The organism is Romboutsia sp. 1001713B170207_170306_H8 (assembly GCF_015550495.1).
In the GTDB taxonomy this organism is placed as follows: domain Bacteria; phylum Bacillota; class Clostridia; order Peptostreptococcales; family Peptostreptococcaceae; genus Romboutsia_E.
This window is the reverse complement of the sequence record NZ_JADNAX010000004.1, coordinates 24,142-38,085: the sequence shown is the minus strand read 5'-3', so window position 1 is coordinate 38,085 and position 13,944 is coordinate 24,142. Positions and strand designations below refer to the sequence as shown.

Genomic DNA, 13,944 nt, shown 5'->3' with positions numbered 1-13,944 from the left:
GTACATCACCAACTATTTTAATATATATTAAATTTCGTACTTAAAATAGGTGGTATTATGCATGACAAAGAACTACAAGAATTAGTGGAACAAATAAAAAGTTATGCTCCAAGTGCAAATGTGGAGCTAGTAGAAAAAGCGTATTACTTTGGGAAAAAAGCTCACGAAGGGCAATTTAGAAAATCTGGGGAACCTTACTTTATACATCCAATAGCAGTAGCAAATATTTTGGCTTCAATGGAATTAGATATAGAAACAATAGCAGCGGGACTTTTACATGATGTAGTAGAAGATACTGAATATACTTATGAAGATATTGAAAGAGAATTTAGTAAAGAAGTTGCAGATTTAGTTGATGGAGTAACAAAATTAGGACAAATAAAATATCAATCTAAAGAAGAAACACAAGCAGAAAACTTAAGAAAAATGTTTCTAGCTATGGCAAAAGATATAAGAGTAATTCTTATAAAACTTGCTGATAGATTACATAACATGAGAACACTAAAATTTATGTCTCCAGAAAAAGCAAAATCTAAGGCTAAGGAAACATTAGAAATTTACGGTGGAATAGCTCATAGATTAGGGATATCTAAAATAAAGTGGGAGTTAGAAGACTTAGCTTTAAGATATATAGATCCAGATGGATACTATGATTTAGTTGAAAAAGTAGCAACAAAAAGAAGTCAAAGAGAAGCTTATATAGAGCAAATAGTTGAATTATTAGACAAAAAGTTTGCAGAAGTACATATACATTGTGATGTGTATGGAAGACCAAAACATTTCTATAGTATTTATAGAAAGATGAGCAATAAACATAAGAGCTTTGAAGAAATATTTGATTTAACAGCAGTTAGAATAATAGTTGATACTGTAAAGGATTGTTATGCTGTTCTTGGAATGGTGCATACATTATGGAAGCCAATGCCAGGGCGTTTTAAAGATTATATAGCAATGCCTAAGCCTAATATGTATCAATCTCTTCATACAACTGTTATAGGACCTAATGGAGAACCTGTAGAAATACAAATAAGAACTATGGAAATGCATAGAATAGCAGAGTATGGTATTGCAGCTCACTGGAAATATAAAGAGGGTAAAACTAACTTAAAAGAAAGTAACGTAGAAGAAAAACTTCAATGGTTAAGACAAATGATGGAGTGGGAAAAAGATTTAAAAGACCCACACGAATTTTTGGATGCATTAAAAGAAGATGTATTTAATAGCCAAGTTTATGTATTTACTCCAAAAGGAGATGTAGTAGAAATGCCTGCAGGAGCTACTCCAATTGACTTTGCATACAGGGTTCACACAAATGTAGGTAATAAGTGTGTAGGGGCTAAAATAGATGGAAGAATAGTACCGATAGACTATCAACTTCAAAATGGTAATATAGTAGAAATATTAACTTCTTCAAATTCAAATGGACCAAGTAGAGACTGGTTAAGCATTGTCAAAACTCCAAATGCGAAAAGTAGAATTAGACAATGGTTTAAGAAAGAAAGAAGAGAAGAGAATATTGAAAGAGGTTCTGAACTTTTAGAGAAGGAATTTAAAAAGTACAGTTTACCATTAAAAGATCCAGCACTTGAGAAATATATGATTCAAATAGCAAAAAAATTAAATCAACCAAGCGTAGAAGATTTAATAGCTACTATTGGATATGGTGGAATAATGGTATCTCAAGTTGTTCCTAAAATAAGAGATTATTATATAAAAGAAATTAAGAAACAACAAAAAGATGCTAGTAAGCTAAAAGAAGAAGAATTCGAAAAACATAATTTAAGTGATGCAGAATATAAAAAGAAAAGAAAGAAAAATAATTGCCAAGGCGTAATAGTTGAAGGCTTAGATAATATATTAATTAGATTTGCTAAGTGTTGTAATCCACTTCCAGGAGATGAAATCATAGGATATATAACTAAAGGAAGAGGTGTTGCAATTCACAGAAAAGACTGTTTAAATGCTCAACAAGAAAGCGAATTATTTAAAAATAGATTAATAAATGTATCATGGGCTAATGCTGAAAGTGGAAAATTTGAAGGTGAAGTTCAAATTAAAGCAGCTGACAGAAGAGGTATTATAAATGATATAACTCATACTGTAGCAGTAGAAAAAATAGGGCTAAATGGTATAAATGCTAGAAAAAGTAAAGATGAAGTTGTTAATATAAACTTATTAATAGAAGTTAATAATATAAAAGACTTAGATGCATTAATGAAGAAGATAAAAGCAATTCCAGGTGTTGAGGAAGTATATAGAGTGCATAATTAGGAGGAAGTTAAATGAGAGCAGTAGTACAAAAAGTAACTTCGTCTAAAGTAACTGTAGATGGAGAAATAACTGGTGAAATAGGTCAAGGATTATTAGTATTATTAGGTGTAACTCATGAAGATACATCTAAAGATGTAGACTATATGATAGACAAAACTTTAAACTTAAGAATTTTTGAAGATGAAGAAGGTAAAATGAACTTATCTTTAAAAGATATAGGTGGAGAATTACTAGTAGTTTCTCAATTTACTTTATATGGCGATTGTAGAAAAGGAAGAAGACCAAGTTTCTCAACAGCTGCGAAACCAGAAGCTGCTAATGAGCTATATGAAGAATATGTAGCTAAAGCAAGAGCTGAAGGTATAAAAGTGGGAACTGGAAAGTTCAGATCACATATGATGGTTGACCTAACTAATGATGGACCAGTAACTATGTTATTAGATTCAACTAAAACTTTCTAGGGGGCGATTTGAATATGATAATAGAAACAATTGAAGATAGATTTATGGGTGAAAACACATACTTATTAGGTGATGAAAAAACTAAAAAATGTGTAATAATAGACCCAGGAGCAAGTCTTGTAGATATATTAGCAGCAGTAAAGTTAAGAAATCTTACTGTTGAATATATAGTATTAACTCATGGACATGCAGACCATATAGGAAATGTTAAAAAGTTAAAAGCAGAAACAAATGCAAAAATAGTAGCTCATGAAAATGAAAGAGAGCTTTTAATAGACAGAAAGAACAATCTAAGCGTTAGATTCCCATGTGGACCACAAGAATTTGATGCGGATATATATGTTAAGGACAAGGAAAGATTAGAAGTAGGTGAACTTAGACTTACATTTATTCATACACCAGGACATACACCAGGTGGGATGTGTATAAAAGTAGGAAATCATATGTTTACAGGAGACACACTATTCGCAGGAAGCATCGGAAGAACTGATTTTTATGGTGGAGACTTTAAACAAATGACTAAGTCACTAAATAAACTAGCTAATCAAGACGGAAATATTACTATATATCCAGGTCATGGGCCTACATCAACTATTGAAAGAGAAAAACTTACTAATCCTTACATGAATTAGTTTATCTAACCGGTGGGGGCTAGGGGAATATAAGTTTTGACCCATACAAGACAAAAACCGTCTTGCTAATGGGTGCAAAACTTACATTTCCCCTGCCCCTCACCTAGATATAAGGATGAATAGTTTTGGGGAAGAGGCGTAGATAAGGAGACGGTATTTATGTTAAATGTGATTTTAAAAGGTCATGATTTTAAATATGAAGTTGCTGAATTAATAAAGTTATTTACTACTCAGTTTAATTTTGTTGATAATAAGCAAGTAGGTATGACTTTAGAAAATAGTGTTGTTTATTATAATGATAAAGTATTTTCTAAAACTGTATATCTTGAAAATTATCAAGTTATTTATGACTCTTTAGACCATAGAAGTATAGAAGGTTTATCAGAACAAGAAGTTAAAAAAGTGACTAAAGAAACTATAAAAAGAAGCATGTATAATGTTTTAATGAAGAAGTTTAAGTCTTATGTTCCTTGGGGAATACTTACAGGTATAAGACCTGTTAAGATAGTTCACACTCTTCTTGATAAAAACTTAAGTGATGAAGAAATAAGAGAAAATTTAAAAACTAATTATTTAATTAGTGATGAAAAAATAGATTTAGCCTTAAGTATTGCTAAAAGAGAAAGAAAGTTTATTTACCCTATAGATAAAAATAAGATTTCTTTATACGTAAGTATTCCATTTTGTCCAACAAGATGTTACTACTGTTCATTCCCTGCAAATCCTTTAAAGCAATTTGGACATTTAAAGAAAAATTACCTTGAAAAGTTAATAATAGAGATAAAGGGACTTGCTAAACTTTTAGAAGAAACAAATAAGGAAATAGAAACTTTATATATAGGTGGAGGTACTCCTACAACTCTAGATGCCGAGGAAATGGATATCTTAATTAAGGCTTTATATAAAGAATTAGATTTAAGTAAAATAAAAGAATTTACAGTAGAAGCTGGTAGACCAGATACTATAAATAGAGAAATTTTAGAATGCTTAAAGAAAAACAATGTTACTAGAATCAGTATAAACCCTCAAACTATGAATCAAGAAACTTTAGATAAAATAGGTCGTGGTCATAGTGTTGAAGAAATAAAAGAAGCATTTAATTTAGCTAGAAAAATAGGATTTGATAACATAAATATGGATTTAATCCTAGGTCTTGAAGGCGAAAATGTTGAGATGGTAAGAAATACTTTAGAAGAAATCAAAAAACTATCTCCAGAAAGTTTAACTGTTCATACTTTAGCAATAAAAAGAGCCTCTAAGTTAAAAGAAAAAATGGACGAGTATGTACTTACTCAATATGAAGAAATGGTTAAGATGATTGATTTATCAATGGAATATGCAAAAGAAATGAATCTTAATCCATACTATATGTACCGTCAAAAGCAAATGCTTGGTAACTTAGAAAACATAGGATATGCTAAAGAAGGATATGAATGCATATACAATATGCAAATAATGGAAGAAAAACAAAGTAACTATGCATTAGGCGCTGGTTCTATTTCAAAGTTTGTATATGTTGATGAAGATAGAATTGAAAGAGTAGAAAACGTGAAAAACGTTGAACAATACATAGATAGAGTAGAAGAAATGATATATAGAAAGAAAGAGGAGGTCTACAAGAATGCTAACTAAAGCACCTAGAGGGACTAAGGACATAACTCCAAAAGAATCATACAAGTGGAATTATGTAGAAAATAAATTTAGAGAAATATGTGGATTATACGGATATGAAGAAATGAGAACTCCTATATTCGAGCATACAGAATTATTCAAAAGAAGTGTTGGAGACACTACTGACATAGTTCAAAAAGAGATGTACTCATTTACAGATAAAGGTGAAAGAGACATAACTTTAAAGCCAGAAGGAACAGCAGGTGTTATAAGAGCATTTATAGAAAATAAATTATACTCAGATGCTCAACCAACAAAGTTATTCTATATAACACCATGTTTTAGATATGAAAGACCACAAGCTGGTAGACAAAGACAATTCCACCAATTCGGAGTTGAAGCAATAGGAAGTGACAATCCATCTTTAGATGCAGAAGTAATAGCACTTGCTATACAGTTCTTCAATGAAGTTGGACTTAAGGACTTAGCAGTAAGTATAAATTCTGTTGGATGTCCAACATGTAGAGCAAAATACAATGAATTATTAAAATCATACTTAGATGCAAAATCAGATGTATTATGTGCTACTTGTTTAGAAAGAAAAGACAAAAACCCAATGAGAGTTATAGATTGTAAGAACCCAACTTGTAAAGAAAACTTACAAGATGTACCTTTCATGGTTGATCATTTATGTGAAGATTGTAAAGATCACTTTGGAAAATTACAAACTTACTTAACAGAAATGGATGTAAACTTTGTAGTTGATAAAACTATAGTTAGAGGACTTGATTACTACAAGAAAACTGCATTTGAAATAATATCTAACGATATCGGATCTCAAAGTACAGTTTGCGGTGGAGGAAGATACGACGGACTAGTAGAGCAAATAGGTGGACCAAAAGGAACAAGTGGAATAGGATTTGGATTAGGGGTTGAAAGACTACTACTTACTATGGAAAACAACAACATAGAAATAGAAAACCCACAATCTACAGACATATACATAGTAACAATAGGAAACGAAGCAAAAACTAAAAGTTTCAGGTTACTAAAAGAATTAAGATACAACTACATAAGTGCAGATAGTGACCACTTAGACAGAAGTGTAAAAGCACAATTTAAATACTCAGACAAAATAAACTCAAGATTCACAATAGTAATAGGTGACGATGAACTAGCAAACGATAGTGCAACACTTAAAAACATGCAAACATCAGAACAAACAACAGTAAAACTAAGTGAATTAGTAGAAGAATTAAAAAATAGATTATAATTGAATAAATTGAAAATAAACCGTATACTAAATAAAGTAAACAAATAACAACCATAACAACAAAAACAAAACATAACATAACAAAAAAAGTATAAAAACGAAAGTAGTACAACAAAGACTAGCTAAACCCTAGCTACCCCCAAAATACTACCGACGCAAAATACGAAAATATAACTTAGGGTTTTGTAATCTAGTTCAGTACCTGGCGAAGGGGGTGTGAAGTCGTAAACGTAGTACCCATTCGCAAGGCGCTTTTCCCTTGCATGGGTCAAGTTACGACTCACGCCCCCAAGCCTTCGGCTGAATAAGATTAAAAAACCATTTATATCAAGAATTAAAGGAGGCCTCATGGAGACTTTAAACGGATTAAAGAGAACTCACTATTGTGGAGATTTAAGAGCCACAAACATAGGTGAAGAAGTTGTACTTATGGGATGGGTACAAAAGAAAAGAAACTTAGGTGGACTAGTATTCGTAGACCTAAGAGACAGAAGTGGATTATGCCAAATAATATTCGATACAGATGTTAACGCTGAGGCATTTTCAAAAGCAGAAAAACTAGGATCAGAATATGTAATAGCAGTAACAGGAAAAGTAAGTGAAAGATCTTCAAAGAACCCTAACTTACCAACTGGAGATATAGAAATAGTTGCAACAAGCTTAAAAGTACTTAACAAATCAGAAACTCCTCCAATCTACATAAAAGATGACGACAATGTTTCTGAAGAATTAAGATTAAAATATAGATACTTAGACTTAAGAAAGCCATCTATGCAACAAAAGTTAATGACTAGAAGTAAAATAGCTAACATAGTTAGAAATTACTTAAGTTCAAATAACTTCTTTGAAATAGAAACTCCTTTCTTAATAAAGCCAACTCCAGAAGGAGCTAGAGACTACTTAGTACCAAGTAGAGTTAACCCAGGTAAATTCTACGCATTACCACAATCACCACAATTATTCAAACAATTATTAATGGTAAGTGGTATGGATAGATACTTCCAAATAGTTAAGTGTTTCAGAGATGAAGACTTAAGAGCTGATAGACAACCTGAATTCACTCAAATAGACTGTGAAATGAGTTTTGTTGATCAAGAAGATGTTATGGCTATAATGGAAAAAATGGTACAAGTATTATTCAAAGAAATAGTAAATGTAGATGTACAGTTACCACTTCCAGTAATGACTTATGCAGAAGCTATGGAAAGATACGGATCTGACAAGCCAGATACTAGATTTGGATATGAATTAACTAATATATCTGACTTAGTTGAAAACTGTGGATTTGGGGTATTTGCTAACGCTACAAAGCCAGGATTCAGTGTTAGAGGTATAAATGTTGAAGGTAAGGCAGAAGAGTTCTCTAAGAAGCAAATAGGTAAATTAGAAGACCATGCTAAGACTTACAAAGCAAAAGGACTTGCTTGGATGAAAGTTGGAGCTAACAGAGAAGTTACTTCTCCAATAGCTAAATTCTTCTCAGAAGAAGAATTAACTTCAATACTTGATAGAATGAATGCTAAAGAAGGCGACTTATTATTATTCGTTGCTGATAAAAATAGCGTAGTATTCGATGCTTTAGGTCAAGTTAGACTAGAAGTAGCTAGAAGATTAGATTTATTAAATAATGATGAATACAAAATGTTATGGGTAACTGAATTCCCATTATTCGAACAAGATGAAGAAACTGGAAGATTCATAGCAATGCATCACCCATTTACATCACCAATGGACGAAGATTTAGATAAATTAGACTCTGATGATAAAGCATCTTTAAGAGCTAAAGCTTACGATATAGTAATCAATGGTTACGAAGTAGGTGGAGGAAGTGTAAGAATATTCAACCCAGATGTTCAAAGAAAGATGTTTGCTGCACTTGGAATGGATGAAGAAGAATCTGGGGAGAAGTTTGGATTCTTATTAGATGCATTCAAGTATGGAACTCCTCCTCATGCAGGTATAGCATTTGGTCTTGATAGACTTACAATGATACTTACTGGAACTACTAACATAAAAGATGTTATAGCATTCCCTAAGAATCAAAGTGCTGTTTGTCCTATGACTAATGCTCCATCTCCAGCAGAAAAAGAGCAATTACATGAACTTAACATAGAAGTTAACATAGAAGAGTAAAAAAAGAGCCTACCAAAAGCGTAGCTTTGAAGTTTGCCGGCAGGTGAGTAGCTAATGTATAATTTTATATCCATGCAACAAAAAGACGTTGCAAATGGATAATAAAATTATACATTACGCACATACTTGTCTGAACTCAAAAGTGCCGCTTTTAGGGCTCTTTTTTTATTGGGAAGAAAAATAAAAAATATAAATTAATGTAAATTAATAGAGTTTATTATTGTTTTGCATATATATTAAATAGGAGGAAATTCATATAATAATTCTTCTTAGGAGAGGATTTTTTGATTAGGGTTATGACTGTTTTTGGAACTCGACCTGAGGCTATTAAGATGGCTCCTATTGTTAAGGAGTTGGAAAGTAGAAGCGAGATAGAGAGTATAGTTTGTGTGACTGCTCAGCATAGAGAGATGCTAGATCAAGTTTTGACAACTTTTAATATAAAACCAGATTATGATTTGGATATAATGAGAAATAAGCAAAGCTTGGTAGAGATTAGTATAAGAGCTTTGGAAGGATTATATAAAATAATTAATATAGTTAAGCCCAATATAGTTTTAGTACATGGTGATACTACAACTACTTTGGTTGGAAGTCTTGCTGCTTTTTATAATAAAGTTTCTTTAGGACATGTTGAAGCGGGCCTTAGAACTTATGATAAGTATTCACCATACCCAGAAGAAATAAATAGACAAGTTACGTCTGTAATAGCAGATATGCACTTTGCACCAACTAATACAGCAAGAGATAATTTATTAAGAGAAAATAAAGATTTAAAAAATATATTTGTCACTGGAAATACTGCTATAGACGCTTTAAAAACAACAATTGATAAAAATTATACTCATCCATTACTAGACAGTATGAAAAATGATAGGATAATTTTACTTACAGCTCATAGAAGAGAGAATTTAGGTGAACCGATGAAACATATTTTTAGAGCGATAAATAAAATAACTAAAAAAATTGATGATGTTCAAGTTATTTATCCTATTCATCTAAATCCTTATGTTCAAGATATTGCAAAAGAAATTTTAGGTGATAATAAAAAGGTGCATTTGATAAAACCACTAGACGTAATAGATTTTCATAATTTTTTAAATAAATCATATATGATTATGACTGATAGTGGTTGAATTCAAGAGGAAGCACCTTCATTAGGAAAACCAGTTTTAGTACTTAGAGATACTACAGAAAGACCAGAAGGTGTTAACGTAGGAACTCTTAGATTAACAGGAACCAAGGAAGAAGATATATATTATTTAGCAAATATGTTACTTAGTGATAAAAATGAATATGAAAAGATGTCAAAAGCTAGTAACCCATATGGAGATGGATTTGCTAGTAAGTATATAGTTGATGTTATAATTAATAGATTTTTAAATTAAAGATAGGGTATACCTTAAAATATATAATATTTTTAGGTGTACTTTATTTTTTTTTGTTATAAACATAAAAAAACATTGAATATTTGACACTAAGTAATGTAAATTATAATATGACTATATAAAATAAATTGGATAAACATAAAAAAGAGGGAATTTATGATGGTAAAGATAGGTGTTTGTGACGATATTTCATTGCAAAGAAATTTCACTGTAGAGATGATAAAAAGATATTTGAATAGTAGAAACATTGAATTTAGCATATATGAATTTTCGTCAGGTGAAGATCTAATAGAAAACTATCCAGATGGATTAGATATATTATTTTTGGATATTTTAATGGATGATATTACTGGTATGGATGCATCTAAAAAAATAAGAGAATTTGACGATAATGTAGAGATACTATTTGTAACATCAACTGTAGATTATGTTCATGAAGGATATGAAGTTAGGGCTTATAGATATATTATGAAGCCTATAAGTTATGAAACTATAGAAAAGCATTTAAAAGAATGTGTTGATAATATAATTAAAAGGAAAAATAATCATATAATTATAACTACTAAAAATAATTTAGTTAAAGTTGATTTAGATTCTATATTATATATAGAAACCTGTAAGCGAGAATTGATTATTCATGAAAAAGATAAATCGCATAGAGTGAAAATGTCTATGAAAAATATGGAGAAAATATTAAATGGAAAAAATTTTTTTAGATGTCATACTAGTTTTATTGTAAATTTGATGAAAGTTGATTCATTAAATAAAAATACTATATATATACAAGATAAAGAAGTTCCTATAAGTAAATATGCTATAAAAGAATTTAAAGTTAGTTTAGCTAATTGTTTAGGAGCAATTGTATGTTAAATGTATAAATGTGTCTAAGTTTGCACAGTTAACGACCAGTTATGCTAAAAATCTTGAATGTAAATAAATAAAATGTTATTTTAAAACAAAGATTTTTAGGAGGCTAGTATGTTAAGTGTAAGATATAAAGATACTATTGTAAGTGTAATTGCTATTGTGAGTATGGGTATATTTATTAATAAGATAGATCAATCGATAGTATTTTTAACTTGCTATCTTCCACTAAATATTTTAGTTGGCTTAAAGAATAAAGAATGTATAGAAATACACTTTGTAAAATCTATATTTATTTTTTTGGTCACTATTTTATCTTCTGAAATTATAGATATAGAATTTTATAAAGAGTTAATAATATTTTACTCTTTAATTAGTATGGTTGGAATAAATATACTTGCCCCTATTTATAAAAGATATAATAGCCCTAATAATTTAAGAACCATAAAAAACAAACTTATGATAGTTATGTCTTTTATATATTTGCTACTTGTATTATTTAGCTTAAATTCAAATAAATTAATACAATATATATTTTCTATAAGCAATCCTATATTAATTGTATATATAGCTTTAATAATAGAAATTATAAAGGAAAATATAATAATAGACTAAAAAGACAGCTTTTGCTGTCTTTAATTTTTATCATATAAAAAATTTTACCAAAATTTATACAAAAAATTATAAAATATAAGGTATTAAATTGTAGATATATAAAGATGTATATAAAAGTATTGATATAAGTAAATTTAATGATAGAAATAGGTAAATTGACAAAAATAATAGGCGATGGTACTCTTTTATTGAAAGTAACATTTAACATAAAACCATGAAGGTGAAGCATATGTATATATGCCTAAATTCATGGTTTTTAGTATATAAAAAGGGGGATTTATGCGAGATTATACCGACTATAGGGGAAGTGTATTTGATAATGAAAAAAAGTTATGGAATAAGGGAACAACATCAAAATTAGAGTTTAATTATGATGAGCTTGAAGACTATAAAAGAGAGATTTTAAAGAATCTTATATTAAAAAATGTTAATAAAAAGAATAAAATTAAAATATTAGATATTGAGACTGGAAATGGATTTTTTGCAACTATTATGGCAGAAGAAGGTCATGATGTAACTGCTATTGATTCTAGTTCAAAAACAATAAGTTCAATTAATAGCAATAATTTAAGTAAGAATAAAGTTAAAATTAACTTTAAAACAATGCATAAAAGCTCACTTGATTTTAAGGATAAAAGCTTTGATCTTATAATTTCTAGTAATATAGTATGGAAACTACAAAGTCCTGAAATTTCATTTAGAGAATGGAGAAGAGTTTTAAAAGATGATGGAGTTTTAGTTTATTTTGATTCAAATTGGTCAACAGAAGAAAATATTGAAGGTAGACCGTTATTGGATAAGGAAATTTTAAGAAAAAGTGGATTTTCAGATGTAAGTATTGAGCAAAATTTATATAAATTATTATGGCATGAAGATGGAGTTCTGCCTTATAAACCTAAATCAATATTTATGGTAGTAGCAAAAAAATAATTGAAAAAATTAATAGTATGCATAAGAATTTTCAATGTACCATTCTGTTCTAATTTAGATAATATTGGAAGAATATATGATATAATTTTTAAATAAATACAGAAGAATGCAAGGGAGAAATTTATGGAAACTTTAAAAAGCATGCTATTAAAAGAAATACCTAGTTTTAGAAAATTAGGTCACAAATTTGAGAACAAAGAGATATCAGCACTAGAATTTAAAGCAACATCAGGTGGGATGGGAGTTTATGCTCATCGTGGAGGAGAAGAGTTCATGATAAGACTTAGAATCCCATCAGGAATAATGAATATAGATCAATTAAAATTAGTTTATGAATTAGCTAAAAAATATAATTTAGAAAGTGTACACACTACTACTCGTCAAGCAATACAATTACATGGTTTAAGTATAGATGGTGTATGTGACATAATGGAAGAAGCTTTAGAAAATGATATGTACACAAGAGGTGGAGGCGGAAACTTCCCAAGAAACGTTTCAATATCACCATTATCAGGTGTAGATAAAGAAGAAGCTTTTGATGTTACTCAATATGCACAAGCTGTAAATAATCATTTTATGAGTAAAATAACTACTTATAAACTTCCAAGAAAGTTAAAAGTATCTTTTTCAAGCAGTAATAGAGATAATGGAAATGCTAAAATTGCAGATTTAGGATTTATAGCAGTTAAAAAAGATGATAAAGAATTCTTTAAAGTATATTTAACAGGTGGACTTGGAAAAAATGCTGCTAAAGCAATTGAGTTCGATGAATTAATAGAAACAAAGGATATATTATATTATGTAGAAGCTATAACTAATTTATTTATGGCTGAAGGTGATTATGGAAATAAAAATAAAGCTCGTACTAGATACATAACAGCTAGAATGGGTGAAGGAGCAGCTTTAGAGTGTTACAAAAAACATTTAGCTGATGTTAAAGAAAATGAAAATTTAGATGTAGTTATTGAGCAGAAGTCATATAACAAGTCTGGAGTAAAAATAGAATTAAATCATAATAGATTAATAGAGCAAAAGCAAGAAGGATTATATACTGTGTACTTCCACCCAATTGGAGGAATCTTAAAATTAGATACATTTAAAATTATATTAGATAATATACAAGGTGTAGAAGATGTAGAAATAAGGTTATCAATGACTGAGGGAATGTACATAAGAAACTTAAATGGAGAAGAAGCAAAATCTTTATTAGAGTTAACTCAAAACCTTGGAGGAGAAACTAAGTTAGAACAAAGTGCTGCTTGTATAGGGGTTCCTACTTGTCAAATAGGTATAGCAGAAAGTCAAAACTTATTAAATGAAATATTAGACTACTTCAATGAAAAAGAATTCAATAAAGATATACTACCTTCACTTCGTATATCAGGATGTAATAACTCTTGTGGTACTCATCAGATAGGTGCACTTGGATTTGCTGGAAAGAAAAAAAGAGTTAATGATGTTGTTACAGAAGCATTTGAACTTCATATGGACGGTGGATTAGATAGAGATAATGCTGAGTTTGGTAAAGTTCGTGGAGATATTTGTAGAGAAGATATTCCTAAATTCTTATATGAATTAGCAGTAGAAATAGATAATTCTGGTGTTAGTTATGAAGAGTTTGTTAACAATAAATCAGATGTTGTGGACTTAATAGTTGGAAAATACTTAGTATAAAATAATAAATTAAATAGAATAAACGATATAGTATATAAATTTACTATATCGTTTATTTTTTTATAAATAGTAAGTATAATTCATATTATACG

At 29.6% G+C, this 13,944-nt stretch carries 10 protein-coding genes and 1 pseudogene; all 11 read left to right on the top strand.

Annotation, left to right across the window (positions count from 1 at the left end):
• Positions 1-57 precede the first annotated feature (57 nt).
• The 11 genes and pseudogenes from I2A66_RS09610 (at position 58) to I2A66_RS09560 (ending at position 13,852) form a co-directional block, all read left to right on the top strand.
• Positions 58-2,271: a RelA/SpoT family protein gene (locus I2A66_RS09610; protein WP_122639185.1), complete on the top strand. Its 2,214-nt coding sequence runs from the start codon at positions 58-60 to the stop codon at positions 2,269-2,271.
• A gap of 11 nt (positions 2,272-2,282) precedes the next feature.
• Positions 2,283-2,732: a D-aminoacyl-tRNA deacylase gene (gene dtd, locus I2A66_RS09605; RefSeq protein WP_122639184.1), complete on the top strand. Its 450-nt coding sequence runs from the start codon at positions 2,283-2,285 to the stop codon at positions 2,730-2,732.
• Between the two features lie 14 nt (positions 2,733-2,746).
• On the top strand, positions 2,747-3,364 hold the full coding sequence (locus tag I2A66_RS09600) for an MBL fold metallo-hydrolase (RefSeq protein ID WP_147516430.1): 618 nt from the start codon (positions 2,747-2,749) through the stop codon (positions 3,362-3,364).
• A gap of 159 nt (positions 3,365-3,523) precedes the next feature.
• The gene (gene hemZ, locus I2A66_RS09595; RefSeq protein WP_195251528.1) at positions 3,524-4,996 is read left to right on the top strand and encodes a coproporphyrinogen dehydrogenase HemZ; all 1,473 of its coding nucleotides are present in this window, start codon (positions 3,524-3,526) and stop codon (positions 4,994-4,996) included.
• Positions 4,986-6,248: a histidine--tRNA ligase gene (hisS, locus tag I2A66_RS09590; protein WP_195251527.1), complete on the top strand. Its 1,263-nt coding sequence runs from the start codon at positions 4,986-4,988 to the stop codon at positions 6,246-6,248. The genes hemZ and hisS overlap by 11 nt, the downstream gene beginning before the upstream one ends.
• 348 nt (positions 6,249-6,596) lie before the next feature.
• Positions 6,597-8,381 carry an aspartate--tRNA ligase gene (gene aspS, locus I2A66_RS09585; protein WP_195251526.1) on the top strand — a complete coding sequence of 595 codons (1,785 nt, stop codon included), beginning with the start codon at positions 6,597-6,599 and terminating at the stop codon, positions 8,379-8,381.
• 296 nt (positions 8,382-8,677) lie between these two features.
• A pseudogene (gene wecB, locus I2A66_RS09580) lies at positions 8,678-9,769 on the top strand (non-hydrolyzing UDP-N-acetylglucosamine 2-epimerase).
• Between the two features lie 156 nt (positions 9,770-9,925).
• A complete protein-coding gene (locus I2A66_RS09575) occupies positions 9,926-10,639 on the top strand; it encodes a LytR/AlgR family response regulator transcription factor (protein WP_122639179.1) in 714 nt (237 codons plus the stop codon).
• Between the two features lie 108 nt (positions 10,640-10,747).
• The gene (locus I2A66_RS09570) at positions 10,748-11,248 is read left to right on the top strand and encodes a hypothetical protein (RefSeq protein ID WP_147516434.1); all 501 of its coding nucleotides are present in this window, start codon (positions 10,748-10,750) and stop codon (positions 11,246-11,248) included.
• Between the two features lie 279 nt (positions 11,249-11,527).
• Complete coding sequence (locus I2A66_RS09565) at positions 11,528-12,178, top strand: class I SAM-dependent methyltransferase (protein WP_147516435.1); 651 nt, start codon at positions 11,528-11,530, stop codon at positions 12,176-12,178.
• Between the two features lie 123 nt (positions 12,179-12,301).
• Positions 12,302-13,852 (top strand): nitrite/sulfite reductase, encoded by a 1,551-nt coding sequence (locus I2A66_RS09560; protein WP_147516436.1) that lies wholly within the window; start codon positions 12,302-12,304, stop codon positions 13,850-13,852.
• The last annotated feature ends 92 nt before the right edge of the window (positions 13,853-13,944 follow it).